At 68.9% G+C, this 14,046-nt stretch carries 14 protein-coding genes; 10 read left to right on the forward strand and 4 right to left on the reverse strand.

Annotated features, from left to right (window positions below; translation table 11 throughout):
* The first annotated feature begins 61 nt into the window (after positions 1-61).
* The 3 genes from OSC27_RS13965 to OSC27_RS13975 all read left to right on the forward strand — a co-directional run bounded on the left by OSC27_RS13965 (position 62) and on the right by OSC27_RS13975 (position 2,343).
* Positions 62-355 (forward strand): hypothetical protein, encoded by a 294-nt coding sequence (locus tag OSC27_RS13965; protein ID WP_267182076.1) that lies wholly within the window; start codon positions 62-64, stop codon positions 353-355.
* Between the two features lie 180 nt (positions 356-535).
* The gene (locus OSC27_RS13970) at positions 536-1,222 is read left to right on the forward strand and encodes an FABP family protein (protein ID WP_267182077.1); all 687 of its coding nucleotides are present in this window, start codon (positions 536-538) and stop codon (positions 1,220-1,222) included.
* Positions 1,222-2,343, forward strand: coding sequence for a YgfZ/GcvT domain-containing protein (locus OSC27_RS13975; protein WP_267182078.1), 1,122 nt, complete (start codon positions 1,222-1,224; stop codon positions 2,341-2,343). The genes OSC27_RS13970 and OSC27_RS13975 overlap by 1 nt, the downstream gene beginning before the upstream one ends.
* Here OSC27_RS13975 and OSC27_RS13980 read toward each other — a convergent pair.
* Positions 2,340-3,152, reverse strand: a complete 813-nt coding sequence (locus OSC27_RS13980; protein ID WP_267182079.1) for a class I SAM-dependent methyltransferase — start codon at positions 3,150-3,152, stop codon at positions 2,340-2,342. The two genes, OSC27_RS13975 and OSC27_RS13980, sit on opposite strands and share 4 nt — an antisense overlap.
* Positions 3,153-4,168: 1,016 nt before the next feature.
* Here OSC27_RS13980 and OSC27_RS13985 point away from each other — a divergent pair.
* On the forward strand, positions 4,169-4,936 hold the full coding sequence (locus tag OSC27_RS13985) for a phosphoglyceromutase (protein WP_267182080.1): 768 nt from the start codon (positions 4,169-4,171) through the stop codon (positions 4,934-4,936).
* 55 nt (positions 4,937-4,991) lie between these two features.
* On the opposite strand, the gene phoU is transcribed toward OSC27_RS13985, so the two are convergent.
* Entirely contained in the window at positions 4,992-5,645 is a 654-nt protein-coding gene (gene phoU / locus OSC27_RS13990; RefSeq protein ID WP_267182081.1) for a phosphate signaling complex protein PhoU, read from the reverse strand.
* Positions 5,646-5,785: 140 nt separating this feature from the next.
* Here phoU and OSC27_RS13995 point away from each other — a divergent pair, with 140 nt between their 5' ends.
* Together OSC27_RS13995 and OSC27_RS14000 are read left to right on the forward strand one after the other, a co-directional pair.
* Positions 5,786-6,949, forward strand: coding sequence for a sensor histidine kinase (locus OSC27_RS13995; protein ID WP_267182082.1), 1,164 nt, complete (start codon positions 5,786-5,788; stop codon positions 6,947-6,949).
* A complete protein-coding gene (locus OSC27_RS14000) occupies positions 6,946-7,626 on the forward strand; it encodes a response regulator transcription factor (protein WP_267182083.1) in 681 nt (226 codons plus the stop codon). Before OSC27_RS13995 ends, OSC27_RS14000 begins: the two co-directional genes overlap by 4 nt.
* Before the next feature lie 187 nt (positions 7,627-7,813).
* On the opposite strand, the gene OSC27_RS14005 is transcribed toward OSC27_RS14000, so the two are convergent.
* Complete coding sequence (locus tag OSC27_RS14005; RefSeq protein WP_267182084.1) at positions 7,814-8,377, reverse strand: hypothetical protein; 564 nt, start codon at positions 8,375-8,377, stop codon at positions 7,814-7,816.
* 176 nt (positions 8,378-8,553) lie between these two features.
* Between OSC27_RS14005 and OSC27_RS14010 the strand changes: the two genes are divergently transcribed.
* From OSC27_RS14010 to rlmB, 4 genes are read left to right on the forward strand one after another with little or no spacing between them, the layout of a single operon-like run.
* Positions 8,554-9,036: a CarD family transcriptional regulator gene (locus OSC27_RS14010; RefSeq protein ID WP_267182085.1), complete on the forward strand. Its 483-nt coding sequence runs from the start codon at positions 8,554-8,556 to the stop codon at positions 9,034-9,036.
* Between the two features lie 60 nt (positions 9,037-9,096).
* A complete protein-coding gene (gene ispD, locus OSC27_RS14015) occupies positions 9,097-10,257 on the forward strand; it encodes a 2-C-methyl-D-erythritol 4-phosphate cytidylyltransferase (RefSeq protein WP_267182086.1) in 1,161 nt (386 codons plus the stop codon).
* Positions 10,258-10,275: 18 nt separating this feature from the next.
* Entirely contained in the window at positions 10,276-11,733 is a 1,458-nt protein-coding gene (gene cysS, locus OSC27_RS14020) for a cysteine--tRNA ligase (protein ID WP_267182087.1), read from the forward strand.
* A complete protein-coding gene (gene rlmB / locus OSC27_RS14025; protein ID WP_267182088.1) occupies positions 11,730-12,743 on the forward strand; it encodes a 23S rRNA (guanosine(2251)-2'-O)-methyltransferase RlmB in 1,014 nt (337 codons plus the stop codon). The genes cysS and rlmB overlap by 4 nt, the downstream gene beginning before the upstream one ends.
* Before the next feature lie 8 nt (positions 12,744-12,751).
* Here the strand turns inward: rlmB and OSC27_RS14030 are convergent, their stop codons facing one another.
* A complete protein-coding gene (locus OSC27_RS14030) occupies positions 12,752-14,044 on the reverse strand; it encodes a DUF4032 domain-containing protein (RefSeq protein WP_267182089.1) in 1,293 nt (430 codons plus the stop codon).
* Positions 14,045-14,046: the final 2 nt, after the last annotated feature.

Genomic DNA, 14,046 nt, shown 5'->3' on the forward strand with positions numbered 1-14,046 from the left:
CCCGCCGCAATCCGGGCCTCACCGGCGGCCGCGCAACGCCCCGGTCAGGCAGAATGGAGGCATGACCGAGACGCAGATCGCGACGCTGACCCCGGCCCGGCGCTGGGCGAGCATCGTGCTGATCTGGGTGCTCGCGGCCCTCGCCGCGGTCGCGATCGGCCTGTTCTCGCCGACCGAAGACGACACGACCTGGCTGGGCCTCGCGCTCGCTGGCTCTATGGTCTGCGCCATGTGCGTGCAGCTCGCGACGCAGCAGAAGCAGGGCTTCGTCGGCCGGCTCGTCGGCAGCGTCTCGGGCGCCGTGGTGGTGCTCGCGGTCGCGGCGGCGGTGCTCGCGCTCGTCGCGGCGCGCTGAGGGGCCCGCCACCGGCATCCGTCGCGTCGTCGGCCGGTCGCATAGACTGGGGCCATGCTTGTCACGCTGGAGCTTCTCTTCGTCGGCCTTCTCGGGCTGGCAACGCTCGCCATCGCGGCGGTCTCGGTGCTCGTCGTCTACCGGCTCTTCCAGGGGCAGCGGTAGCGGCTGGCGCACGCCATGATCGAGATCCCCACCGGGTTGCCCGCCGAGCTGGTGCCGCTCTCGTGGCTGCTCGGCGTGTGGCAGGGCACGGGCGTGCTCGACTATCTCGTGGGTGAGCGGCGCATCCAGCGTGAGTTCGGCCAGCGCGTGAGTTTCAGTCACGACGGCCAGCCGTACCTGAACTACAGCTCGTCCACGTGGCTGATCGGCGATGACGAAGTGGATGCCGCGTCCGCGCCCTCCGCCGAACCCACCGAGCCGGGCGACACCGCTGCCGCCCTCGAGCTCGGCGACGACTCCGCCGCGGCCCGCCACCTCGCCGCCGAGAGCGGCTACTGGCGGCTCGCACGGCCGCTGACCGACGCAGATGCGGGACCGGCCATGCTGCCCGGCGTGGGCGAGCGCCCATACACGAACGCCGAGTCCGTGGAGACGCTACGCAACGCCTCCGGCGGCTTCGACATCGAGGTCTCGCTCGTGCACCCGGACGGCGTGAGCGAGCTGTACCTCGGCCAGATCGCCGGCCCGCGCATCGACCTCGCCACCGACGCCGTGCTACGCAGCCCGAGCGCAAAGGAGTACTCGGCGGCAACTCGCCTGTACGGCCTGGTCGAGGGCCACCTGCTCTGGGCGTGGGACATCGCGGCGCTCGGTCAGGACCTGCGCACGCACGCCTCCGCACGCCTGGCGAAGGTCGACTGATGACCGACCAGACGACGAACCCGCTCCTCGCGCTGCCCGGCGCGGTGCAGGGCACCGGCCGCGATGCCGGCGTCGCCGCGCACTACGGTAACCCGCTTCTCGAGCAGCGTCGACTCGCGGCGGGGGAGGCGTTCGTCGATCTCTCGCACCACGCGGTGCTCACCATCACGGGCCCCGACCGCCTGACCTGGCTCGATTCCATGAGCAGCCAGAGCCTGAAGAGTCTGCGGCCGGGCGACAGCGCCGAGACGCTGCTGCTCGCGCCGACCGGCCGCCTTGAGTACGCGCTCAAGCTCATCGACGACGGCGAATTGCTGTGGGTGCTTGTCGAGCGGCAGGAGGCCGCCGGTCTTCTCGCCTGGCTCGACTCGATGCGGTTCATGCTGCGCGTCGAGCTCGCCGACCGCAGCGACGAGTTCGCGACGATCGGGTCATTCGCTGAGCTGCCGGTCGCGGCGACAACAAGCTGGCGCGACCCCTGGGCATCCGTCGTCGCGGGCGGCCATCAGTATGCGGCCCCCGACGAGCACCCCGCCGCGGGGTGGAGCTGGCGCGAGACGCTCATTCCGCGAGAGGCGCTGGGCGACCTCGCCGGGCGCGTGAGCGCCGGCGAGGCATCCGCTGCGGGGCTGCTGGCGTTCGAGGCCCTGCGCATCGCCGCCTGGCGGCCGCGCTTCGCGACTGAGGTCGACGAGCGCACGATCCCGCACGAGCTCGACTGGCTGCGCACGGCGGTGCACCTGAACAAGGGCTGCTACCGGGGGCAGGAGACGATCGCGAAGGTGCACAACCTCGGGCACCCTCCGCGGCGCCTGGTGATGCTGCACCTCGACGGCTCCGAGGGCGTGCTGCCGCCCGCCGGCAGCGAGGTCTGGCTCGAGCGCGACGGCGAGCGGCGCGGGGTTGGCACCGTCACGTCGAGCGCCATCCACTACGAGCTGGGGCCCATCGCCCTGGCGGTCATCAAGCGAACCACGGATGCCGCGGCGACCCTCTTCATCGACGCCGACGACGTGACCGTGGCCGCCGCCCAGCAGCCCATCGTGCCACCCACCGCGGGCGCCGAGGCGAACGTGCCGCGCCTGCCCCGCCTCGGCGCGGTCACCCGCCCGCCCCGCTAGCCTGCCGGCGCCACCGCCGCCCACGCGACGGAGACCTCGCCCAGACGCCAGCGACGGCGGCCGCCTGAGATCGGCCAGCCGGCGTCCTTCATCGCCTGAACGCTCGCGATCCACCGCTGCGTCGCGCCGTACGTCGCCAGCGCGGCGTTGAACTGCCACTGGCGGTCAAGCTCGGCCAGGAACGCGTGCACCCGCTCGCCCTCCACATTGCGGTGGATCAGCGCCTTCGGCAGCCGCTCGGCCACGATCGACGGCCGTTCGAGGTCGGCGAGCCGCAGCGAGAGGGTCAGGTGCTGCGGCCCGTCAGCCGTCACGTCGATCCAGCTCGCCACCCGGCCGATCTCGTTGCACGTGCCGTCGATCAGCACGCCGCCCGGCTGCAGCCGCGACAGCAGCAGCTGCCAGGCCGCCGCCACCTCGCCCTCGGGGTACTGGCGCAGCACGTTAAGCGCCCGGATCACCGCCACCCGCCGCCCGCCCGGCAGCGGCACCTCGAACCCGCCCACAGCGAAGCGGATGCGCGCATCGGCCGCAAAGCTCGTGCCGGCGGCGCGTACCTCCTCGAGCTGGTCGCGTGCCGTCTCGACGCGTGATGGCTCGATCTCGATGCCCACGATCTCCACGTCGGGCCTGACCCGGGCGAGGCGCCGATGCAGCTCGAGCGTGGTGACCGCGCTGGCCCCGTAACCGAGGTCGACGATGAGCGGGTCCGCGGCCCGGCGCAGCACGGGCTGCGCGGCGAGCCAGCGGTCCACGCGGCGCAGCCGGTTCGTGTTCGTTGTGCCGCGCGTGACGGTACCGACGCTCATCCCTCCATCCTCGCAAATCGAGTTGTGCGTGTCAGCGCAACGGAATGTTTGGCCTAAATCGCTTTGGGTAGATATACGGGTGCTTTGTCATTGACTCCGAGCGCGACATGTAGTGAGCTTGGCGGACGTCGATCAGGTGAGAATGAATCGATGAGTTCAGAGCCGAACTATCGAAGACCGGGGGCCTCAATGTCGAGAATTCAACTCAAGTACAAGCGCGCCATCGTTTCTATCGGTGTGGCGAGCTACAACGCAAACATCAACTTCTACCGAAGCGGAACAGTTGAGGTTGTAGCATCGCGATACCCAGTGCCTAACCACGAGGGATACGCTCGATTCGACAATCTGGACATCTACTCTCAATGGGTGAAGCTCTTCCAAAGGGACAATCAGGGATTCGATTGCTTGTCGGGGGGGCTGCACTAACGACAGTTTCTCAGCAGCACAGACTCGATGACAAGAACGCAGGAGCATCGCTTTTCCACTCAGATGCGAACTCGACTTGCGCTGACAGCATCAGTAGAGCTGACGGTCTTTCTCGGAGCGTTCGGGCTCTTGGCTGCACCTGGACCCAGCTTTCCTGGATTCTTTTCAAGCCTGCTCACTTACACGTTCTACGGATGCATCGCAGGGGCGCTCCTTGCGTCGACTGTCGGCTACTGGCTCCTTCGTGCCCTTGACGCTCGGCGAGTTCCGGCACTGGCGCAGGCTCTTGTGTTTGCACTCGGAGGCTCCCTCTTAGCCGTGCCGTTTGCAATCGCGGGCTTTGCCATCGACGGAAGCTTAGGTGTCGCTCCTATTGTGGGAGCGGCAATAGGAGTATGGAGTGAGGGTGTCGGGCGCCTAATTCACGCTGCTCTGGTGCGATCGTGGCGGACGGCTTTCGTGTCGTTGGTGGCCATCAACGGTATCGCGGCCGTGGGACTGCCGGTTGCGATCAGCTCGCTCGTCGCGTGAGCGGGCGCAAGGAGCGGCCCGCGCATCCGCTCTCTGCTGCACCCGGTAGATTGGATGCCATGTCCGAGCCCTCTTCGAAGCCCGCCGTTCACACCCTGATCCTGCTGCGCCATGGCAACAGCGAGTGGAATCAGAAGAACCTCTTCACGGGGTGGGTCGATGTTCGGCTCAGCGAGCAGGGCGTGGCTGAGGCGAAGCGCGCGGGTGAACTGCTGGCCCAGTCCGGGCTGAAGCCCGATGTTCTCTACACGTCGGTGCTGTCGCGGGCGATCCAGACGGCCGACATCGCGCTCGACGTGGCCGACCGGCTGTGGATTCCGGTCAAGCGGTCGTGGCGGCTCAACGAGCGGCACTACGGCGCGCTGCAGGGCAAGGACAAGGCGCAGACGCTCGAGCAGTACGGGCCGGAGCAGTTCCAGACGTGGCGGCGCTCGTTCGACGTGCCGCCGCCCCCGCTCGACGACGACAGCGAGTTCTCGCAGGCGCACGACGAGCGCTACGAGGGCCTCGGTGACGACCTGCCGCGCACCGAGTCGCTCAAGCTCGTGATCGAGCGCATGCTGCCGTACTGGCAGTCGGACATCGCGGTCGACCTGAAGGCGGGCAAGACCGTGCTGGTGACCGCGCACGGCAACTCGTTGCGCGGGTTGGTCAAGCAGCTCGAGGGCATCAGCGATGACGACATTGCCGGCCTCAACATTCCCACCGGAATCCCGCTCGTCTATCGACTCGACGAAGACCTGAACCCTCGTGGCCCGGGGGAGTACCTCGACCCCGAGGCCGCAGCGGCGGGTGCCGCCGCCGTGGCGGCGCAGGGCACGAAGTAGGGGATCTCGATACGGCGGCTGCGCCGCCTACTCGATCACCGAGGGCGGCACAGCGTCAGGCGTCTTCGGGAACCCAGTCGCCGGTGCCCAGGTACTGCACCTTCTTCGCGATCGAGACCGCGTGGTCGGCGAACCGCTCGTGGTAGCGCGAGGCGAGCGTCGCATCCACCGTGTCGACCGCCTCGCCTTTCCACGTCTCGCCGAGCACCTTGTCGAACACGCTCACGTGCAGGTCGTCGATGAGGTCGTCGTCGTTGCGAATCTGCTCGGCCAGGCTGAAGTCCTGGGTTCGCAGCAGCTCCACGAGCTTCTCGGCGATCACCACGTCGAGCCGGCCCATCTCGGCAAACGTCGACCGAAGGCTCTTCGGCACGACCTTCTCGGGAAAACGGTACCGGGCCAGCTGGGCGATGTGCTCCGCCATGTCGCCCATCCGCTCGAGTGATGCGCTGATGCGCAGGGCGCTGACGACGATGCGCAGGTCGCGTGCCACCGGCTGTTGCCTGGCGAGGATCTGAATGGAGAGCTCGTCGAGCAGCACAGCCAGCTCGTCGATCTGGTTGTCCCGCGCGATCACGCCCTCGGCCAGCGCCACGTCCGACTCGCTGAACGCCCGCGTCGCGTCGCGGATCGACGACGCCACGAGTTCGGCGATCTCGACCAGCCGCTCCTGCACCTCGCCGAGCTCCTGCTGGAACACGTCCCGCATGCGCCTCTCCTCCCGTTGCACCCCATGCTGCCCGCGCAAGGTTAACAGTCGGTGCCGCCCGGGTGAATTCTGACTGAAGGATGCCCCAGCAGCCGCCCTTTCGGCATAAGAGAGGGTGTCGCCTTGGCTACGCTTGCCCCATGGACTCCACCGGCCTGGTGCTTCTGTCAGCGGCGCTCGGGCTCATCGTCGGCGCGGGCTTCGTGGTACTCCTGAACCTCGCGTCGGGGCGCGGCTCGCACGCCGCGAGCGTCGCGAGTTCTGGCGTGCCAGACGGAGTCAGGCACATGCTCGATGCGCTCGAGTCGCCCGCCGTCGTGCTCGACGCGTCGAACAACGTCGCCGCGGCATCGCCCGCCGCCTACGCCGCCGCCCTCGTCTGGGACGACCGGCTCGTGCACGCGGAGCTCGCCGGCCTGGTCGACGACGTGCGCTCGGGCGGCGAGACACTCACGCGCGAGCTTGAGCTGGCGCGCGGTCCCCTCGGTCACGGAAGCGTTATTCTGCACGCGCGGGCGGCCGGCCTCGGCTCCCGCTACGTGCTGCTGCTCGCCGACGACCGCACCGAATCGGTGCGGCTCGATGAGGTGCGCCGCGACTTCATCGCCAACATCAGTCACGAGCTGAAGACCCCGATCGCCTCGCTCGCGCTGCTCTCGGAAGCCATCGAGGGGTCGGCCGCGGACCCCGAGCGCGTGCGGCGGTTCGCCGAGCACCTCGCTGACGAGACGCAGCGGCTGAAGCGCATCACGGAAGACGTCATCGAGCTCTCCCGGCTGCAGTCGGCGAACGCCCTGACCGACCCCAGCCGCGTCGACGTGGCAGCAGTGGTCGCCGCCGCCATCGAGGCCAACGGTGTCGCCGCCTCGGCGCGCAACATCTCCCTCGTCGCGGGCCGTATCCCCGAGACCGCGGTCTACGGGGTTGAACGCGTGCTCGTCGCCGCAGTGCACAACCTCATCGTGAACGCCATCCAGCACTCGCCAGACGACTCCCGCGTGGGCATCGGCGTCAAGGCAGCGGATGGCGCCATCGAGATCGCCGTCACTGACCAGGGCGAGGGAATCCCCGAGCACGAGCACAGTCGCATCTTCGAGCGCTTCTACCGGGTCGATCCGGCCCGCTCGCGCCAGACCGGTGGGACGGGCCTCGGGCTCTCGATCGTGAAGCACGCCGTGCAGGAGCACGGCGGGCAGGTGAGCGTGTGGTCGAAGCCGGGTGAGGGCTCGACGTTCACCATCCGCTTGCCGCTGGCTGCCGCCGCGCCTCGCCCGGCCGCGACCGTGATCGAGGGAGACGCATGACCCGCATACTGCTCGTGGAGGATGAGGCGGCCATCAGGGAGCCGCTCACCTACTTGCTCGAGCGGGAGGGGTACGAGGTCGAGGGCGTCGACGACGGCCTGGCGGCGGTATCGGCGTTCGACGCGCGCGAGCCCGACCTCGTTCTGCTCGATCTCATGCTGCCCGGCCTGCCAGGAGTGCAGGTCTGTCGGCAGCTTCGCGAGCGCTCCGCGGTGCCCATCATCATGCTCACGGCGAAGGATTCCGAGGTTGACATCGTGGTCGGCCTCGAGCTGGGCGCCGACGACTATGTGACCAAGCCGTACTCGAGCAGAGAGCTGCTCGCGCGGATCCGCGCGGTGCTGCGCCGGCATGGCGAGCCGGAGCGCGACGATGAGGCGATTCTCCAGGCGGCGGGCGTGCGCATGGATGTCGCCGCCCACACCCTCACGGTCGACGGCGTCGAGGTGGCGATGCCGCTGCGAGAGTTCGAGCTGCTCGAGCTGCTGCTGCGCAACGCCGGTCGGGTGCTGACGCGGGGCCAGCTGATCGACCGCGTCTGGGGCAGCGACTACGTGGGCGACACGAAGACGCTTGACGTGCACGTCAAGCGCATCCGCTCACGAATTGAACGCGACCCGGCGGTGCCCGAGCGGCTCGTGACCGTGCGAGGACTCGGCTACCGCTTCAACGGCTGAGCGCGTGGGCACCTTGCGAACGCCGAAAGCGGCTGTTCGCGACGAGACACAGTGCTCCACCACGCGATCTCGTCGCGAACACCCACGGTCGACGGCGGCAGTCAGTGCACACGGGGGTCAGCCGTTGGTACCTGTCGACGGCGGCAGTCAGTGCATACGCGGCGTCAGCCGTTGGTACCTGGCGGGGTCAGCCGTTGGTGGGAGCGGGGGTGTCGGTGGGCTGCGGTGTGTCGGTCGCAGTCTCGACGGGGGTCGGGGTCTCGGTCGGCGTGGGCTTCGGGCTCGGCGTGAGCGTGGAGTACGCCTCGAGCGCGTTCGTGAGCACGGGCACCCTCAGCTGCACGCCGGTCTGGTCGCCGTACTGGAAGAACACCTTGTGCAGCGCGCCGGGCTTGGTGTCGAAGTCACGAATGACGAGGCTGGGGTGCCCGGCCTCGCCGACCTTGCGCGAAGACTGCGCCTCGACGGTCACGTACTCGCTCGTTGAGCCGCTGTCGTTCGGCGACTGGATCTCGACGCGGTGGCTCTTGTTGCTCGTGTTCACGAGGGTGACGATGAGATTGGCGGCCGAGTCGTCGTCGTTCACGATGAACATGGCGTTGCGCACGCCGATGACGCCGACATTGCCGTTCACGCCGTCACTCGAGTCGTACTTCTTCGTGGTGGCCTGCGGTGCGATCAGGTTGCAGCCGGCGGTGCCGAGCACCAGTCCAGCGGCCAGAACGATGGATGCCGCAACACGACCCCTCACGAGACCCTCCAAGAATAGGTGTTCGCGCCACGGCCTCCTCGGCCCTTCGTCGGCGCAGAATTCGCTTTGAGTTTAGCGTACGCATGAGAGGCGCTCCCGCCCGCCCGCGAGGGAAGGGCGAACCTTACCACCGATCGGCTGTGGTATTCTGGAGGTTGCTGAAGGGACTTCAATCTATGCTTTTCGAGGTTGGCGAGACAGTCGTTTACCCCCACCACGGTGCCGCAACGATCACCGAAGTCAAGAAGAGAATCATCAAGGGCGAAGAGAAGCTCTATCTCAAGCTCAATGTCACTCAGGGCGACCTGACTATCGAGGTTCCGGCCGACAACGTCGACCTCGTGGGCGTTCGTGACGTCATCGGTAAAGAGGGTCTCGACAAGGTGTTCGAGGTGCTTCGCGCGCCGTTCACCGAGGAGCCGACCAACTGGTCGCGCCGTTACAAGGCGAACCTCGAGAAGCTGGCCTCGGGCGATGTCATCAAGGTTTCCGAGGTCGTTCGCGACCTGTGGCGCCGGGATCAGGATCGCGGCCTCTCTGCTGGTGAGAAGCGCATGCTCGCCAAGGCGCGCCAGATTCTCATCTCCGAACTCGCGCTCGCCGAGAAGACCGACGAAGAGAAGGCCTCGACCGTTCTCGACGAGGTTCTTGCCTCCTAGTCAGTATCGACGGTGGTCGAGTAGCGCGAAGCGCGTATTGAGCCCCGTACCCTAGAGGGCATGACCCCACTCCCGCGCGTCGCTGTCATCATCGTCGCCGCGGGTGACGGCGTGCGCTTGGGCGCGGGCCAGCCGAAGGCGTTCGTGCGCCTCTCCGGCCGCACGCTGCTGGAGCGGGCGGTCGAGGGCGCAGCCGCACTGGGCGAGCCGGCGCAGCTGGTGGTCGTCGCACCGCCGGGTCGCCTTGACGAGGCGCGATCGCTTGCGGCATCCGCTGCCCATGCCTCGCCGGTCACGGTCATCTCGGGCGCCGCGACCCGCCAGTCGTCGGTCGCTGCAGGGCTGGCGCTCGTCGACCCAGACACCGAGACGGTGCTCGTGCACGACGCCGCCCGCGCGCTGGCTCCCGCCTCGCTCTTCGCCCGCGTTCTCGCGGCAGTACGTGACACGGCCGGCCCCGCGGTCCCCGGCCTGCCGGTGACCGACACGATCAAGCAGACGGATGCCGCGGGCACGATCCTCGCGACCGTTGACCGATCCGCGCTCTCCGCCGTGCAGACGCCGCAGGGTTTCCCGTACGCCCAGCTGCGCGCCGCGTACGACGCCGCCGATGCGGAGTACACGGACGACGCGGCGCTCGCCGCGGCATCCGGCCACCCGGCCCGCGTGATCGAGGGCGATCCCCTCGCCTTCAAGATCACCACCGTCTGGGACCTCGAGCGGGCCGAGGGCCTGCTGGCCGAGCGCGTCACGACTCGCATCGGCCTCGGCACCGACACCCACGCTTTCGGCGGTGAGGGGGAGCTGCGCCTCGCCTGCCTGGCCTGGCCTGGCGAGCCCGCCCTCGCCGGTCACAGCGATGGCGACGCGGTGGCGCACGCCATCGTCGACGCCCTGCTGTCGGCGGCCGGCCTCGGCGACATCGGCAGCGTCTTCGGCACGGCAGACCCGCGCTTCGAGAACGCGCATGGCGACGTGTTTCTCGTCGAGACGCGCCGCCTGCTCGAGACAAACGGATGCCGCATCGGCAACGTCTCCGTTCAGCTGGTCGGTACGCGACCCCGCTTCGCACCGCGCCGCGACGAAGCCGAGCAGGCGCTCTCGGAGATTCTGGGTGCACCCGTGAGCGTGAGCGGGACGACCACTGATGGGCTCGGGTTCACGGGGAGCGGCGCGGGAGTCACCGCGATCGCGTCGGCGCTCATCCGCCGCCTGCCCTGAGCCAAATAAGCTAGGGGAGTGACGCTGCGACTCTACGACACCAGGGAACAGGCCCTGCGGGACTTCATCCCGCTCATTCCCGACCGCGTGGGTCTGTACGTCTGCGGGCCCACGGTGCAGTCGTCGCCCCACATCGGGCACCTGCGCTCGGCGCTGGTCTACGACCAGTTGCGGCGCTGGCTGGTGCATCGCGGGTACGACGTGACCATGGTGCGCAACGTCACCGATATCGACGACAAGATTCTGGCCGGAGCCCGCGCGGCCGCCGCCGAGGCTGACGCGCAGGGCGGTGGGCGCGGCGCGAGCGAGGAGTGGTGGGCGCTCGCGTACCGCATCGAGCTCGAGTTCACCGCCGGCTACCAGGCGCTCGGCGTGCAGCCGCCCACCTACGAGCCGCGGGCGACGGCGAACATCCCCGAGATGCAGCAGCTGATCGCGCGCCTGATCGAGCGCGGTCACGCGTACGCCGCCGGCGACGGCTCGGGCGACGTCTACTTCGACATCACCAGCTGGCCGGCCTACGGCGAACTCACCCGGCAGAGCCCGGACCGCATGGAAGCCGCCGACGACGCCGACCCGCGAGCCAAGCGCGACGAGCGCGACTTCGCCCTCTGGAAGGGGCGCAAAGCGGATGAGCCCGACTCCGCCTCCTGGCAGAGCCCGTGGGGCCCCGGTCGCCCCGGCTGGCACATCGAGTGCTCGGCCATGTCGGTGCGCTACCTCGGCGAGACCTTCGACATTCACGGCGGCGGGCTCGACCTGCGCTTCCCGCACCACGAGAACGAGCTCGCGCAGTCCGCGGCCGCCGGCGACGGGTTCGCCCGCTACTGGGTGCACAACGGGCTCGTGCACGTGAACGGCCAGAAGATGTCGAAATCCCTCGGCAACTCGGTCTACGCCGCCGACCTGTTCGCGAAGGCGCGGCCCATCGTCGTGCGCTACTACCTCGGCTCCGCCCACTACCGCTCGACCATCGACTTCACCGACAACTCGCTCGTCGAGGCCGAGGCGGCGCTCGAGCGCATCTCGGGCTTCCTCGAGCGCGTCGACCGCCGGCTGGCCGGCACCCGGTTCGCCGGCACCGGCGCCCAGATGGTCCCTGACGCGTTTGCGAACGCGATGGACGACGATCTCGCCGTACCAGAGGCCCTCGCCGTGCTGCACGACACCGTGCGGGCAGGCAACGCGGCGCTCGATGGCGAGGAGCTGGCGGCGGCCGCATCCGCTCGGGGCGCCGTGGTCGCCATGACCGAGGTGCTCGGCATCAACCCGCTCTCGCCGCAGTGGTCATCCCAGGCGGATGCGCCAGCGCATGCCGCCCTCGGCGTACTCGTCGAACACAGGCTCGCTGCACGCCAGCGGGCCCGCGCCGACCGCGACTGGGGCGAGGCAGACCGCATTCGCGACGAGCTCGCTGCGGCCGGAATCACCATCGAAGACACCCCCTCGGGTGCACATTGGAGCGTTGAACCGTGAAGAACCCAGGCAAGCCCCGCGCCGGTGCCGTGCGCAAGAGCAAGAAGGGCCCGCAGGTCGGCTCGGGCGGTCAGGGGCGCAAGGCGCTCGAGGGCCGCGGCCCCACCCCGAAGGCCGAGGAGCGCACCTACCACCCGGCAGGCAAGCGCAAGGCCGCCCAGGAACGTCTCACGGCGGCGGGCGGCGGCCGGGCACGTTCCAACTCCGGCACGGATGCGCGCGGCGCCCAGCGCCCCGCGCCCCGAAAGCGGGCGACGGGCGACGAGGCGGAACTGGTGACGGGCCGCAACTCGGTGCTTGAGGCGCTTCGCGCGCACATCCCCACCACGACCCTCTACATGGCGGCGCGCATCGAGATGGATGACCGCGTGAAAGAGATCCTGTCGATTGCGACGGGGCGCGGCATCCCGGTTCTCGAGATCATGCGGCCTGAGCTCGATCGCATGACCGGCCGCGACGCGGTGCACCAGGGGCTGGCGCTCAAGGTGCCGCCGTATGAGTACGCGCACCCGCTCGAGCTGCTCGACGAGACGCTGCGGCGGGGGCAGAAGCCGCTGTTCGTCGCGCTGGACGGCATCACCGACCCGCGAAACCTGGGCGCGATCATCCGCTCGACCGCGGCATTCGGCGGTCACGGAGTGATCGTGCCGCAGCGGCGTTCGGTCGGCATGACGGCCTCGGCGTGGAAGACCTCGGCCGGCGCCGCCGCGCGCACACCGGTGGCGATGGCGCCGAACCTCACGCAGACACTCAAGGCGCTCAAGCAGCGGGGCGTGTTCGTGCTCGGCCTCGACGGTGGCGGCGACGTGTCGCTGCCCGGGCTCGAGCTCGCCGACCAGCCCGTCGTGATCGTCGTGGGCAGCGAGGGCAAGGGCCTCTCACGCCTGGTCACGGAGACGTGCGACGCGATCGTGTCGATCCCCATCAGCGCGGCCACCGAGTCGCTGAACGCGGGCATCGCCGCGAGCGTCACCCTCTACGAGATCGCGCGCATCCGCTCAGCCGAGTAGAAGGCGGGTCACACGCGGCTTCGCCAGTCGCCCGCATCCTCGTCGTCGTCGATCAGGTCGCTCGGCATGGTGACGGCCTCGGTGACGGGGCCGATCACGGTGGCCTCGTCGCGGCGGTGCCGCAGCACATCGTTGACGTACGAGGTGACGGCCTCGGCCAGCGGGATATCCCTGCCCTCGTTCTGTGACATGTACCAGCGGTGATCGAGCAACTGGTGGAACACCTCGGCGGGCTCGAGCTTGCCGCGCAGCTCGGCGGGGATCGCGCGCACGATGGGCTCGAACACGCGGATCAGCCACTCGTGCGCCATGGCCTCCTCGTCGCTGCCGACCTTGCCGAGGGTCGCCGAGTACGAGTCGAGGTCGTTGAGCAGGCGGCGGGCCTGGTTCTCCTGCACGTCGAGCCCGGTGAGTCGCAGCAGACGACGCTGGTGGTGCCCGGCATCCACCACCTTGGGCTGAATGCGCACCGTCGTGCCGTTGTCGTCGGTCTTGATCGCCAGCTCTTCGATGTCGAAGCCGAGCTCGTTCAGCCGGTTCACGCGCTCGGCGATGCGCCAGCGCTCGGAGGTGGGGAACGACTCGCGGGCGGTCAGCTCCTTCCACAGTGAGTGGTAGGCGGCGACGATGCCCTCAGAGATGGCGACGGGGTCGAGATCCTCGTCGGCCCGCCCGCCCGCCGCGAGATCCATGAGCTCGCCCGCAATGTTGACGCGCGCGATCTCGAGGTCGTTCTCCCGCTGGCCGTTCGAGAGACCGCCGTCATAGAGCTGGCCGGTCTCGGCGTCGACGAGGTAGGCGGCGAATGCGCCGGCGTCACGACGGAAGAGGGTGTTCGACAGCGAGACGTCGCCCCAGAAGAATCCGCCGATGTGCAGGCGGGCGAGCAGCACGGCCAGCGCGTCGGCGAGACGGTTGGCCGTGTCGGGTCGCAGCGTCTGGGAGAACAGCGCGCGGTAGGGCAGCGAGAACTTGAGGTGGCGCGTGACGAGCACGGACTTCAGTTCTTCGCCCTCGTCGTCGGTGCGGTTCGTGATGACGGCGACGGGGTCGACGCAGGGGATGTCGAGGCGCTGCAGGGTGCGCAGCATCTCGTACTCGCGCCGGGCCATCTCGAGCGTGGTCTCCTTGATGGCGATGACGTAGCCGGAGAGGTTGGCGAAGCGCACGAGGTGTCGCGAGATGCCCTTGGGAAGCAGGGCGATGTGGTCTTTCGGCCAGTCGTCGAGCGGCACATTCCACGGCAGGTCGAGAAGGGCGGGGTCGGCCGTGGCCGAGGTGATGTTCAGTGAGCCGCTCATAA

It is taken from the genome of Microbacterium sp. STN6 (assembly GCF_026410545.1).
Taxonomy (GTDB): Bacteria; Actinomycetota; Actinomycetes; order Actinomycetales; family Microbacteriaceae; genus Root112D2.

Bases quoted from the DNA above. Each gene is read 5' to 3' on its own strand.
- OSC27_RS13965 (WP_267182076.1), top strand. From the start codon at position 62: ATGACCGAGACGCAGATCGCGACGCTGACCCCGGCCCGGCGCTGGGCG.
- OSC27_RS13970 (WP_267182077.1), top strand. From the start codon at position 536: ATGATCGAGATCCCCACCGGGTTGCCCGCCGAGCTGGTGCCGCTCTCG.
- OSC27_RS13975 (WP_267182078.1), top strand. From the start codon at position 1,222: ATGACCGACCAGACGACGAACCCGCTCCTCGCGCTGCCCGGCGCGGTG.
- OSC27_RS13980 (WP_267182079.1), bottom strand. From the start codon at position 3,152: ATGAGCGTCGGTACCGTCACGCGCGGCACAACGAACACGAACCGGCTG.
- OSC27_RS13985 (WP_267182080.1), top strand. From the start codon at position 4,169: ATGTCCGAGCCCTCTTCGAAGCCCGCCGTTCACACCCTGATCCTGCTG.
- phoU (WP_267182081.1), bottom strand. From the start codon at position 5,645: ATGCGGGACGTGTTCCAGCAGGAGCTCGGCGAGGTGCAGGAGCGGCTG.
- OSC27_RS13995 (WP_267182082.1), top strand. From the start codon at position 5,786: ATGGACTCCACCGGCCTGGTGCTTCTGTCAGCGGCGCTCGGGCTCATC.
- OSC27_RS14000 (WP_267182083.1), top strand. From the start codon at position 6,946: ATGACCCGCATACTGCTCGTGGAGGATGAGGCGGCCATCAGGGAGCCG.
- OSC27_RS14010 (WP_267182085.1), top strand. From the start codon at position 8,554: ATGCTTTTCGAGGTTGGCGAGACAGTCGTTTACCCCCACCACGGTGCC.
- ispD (WP_267182086.1), top strand. From the start codon at position 9,097: ATGACCCCACTCCCGCGCGTCGCTGTCATCATCGTCGCCGCGGGTGAC.
- OSC27_RS14030 (WP_267182089.1), bottom strand. From the start codon at position 14,044: ATGAGCGGCTCACTGAACATCACCTCGGCCACGGCCGACCCCGCCCTT.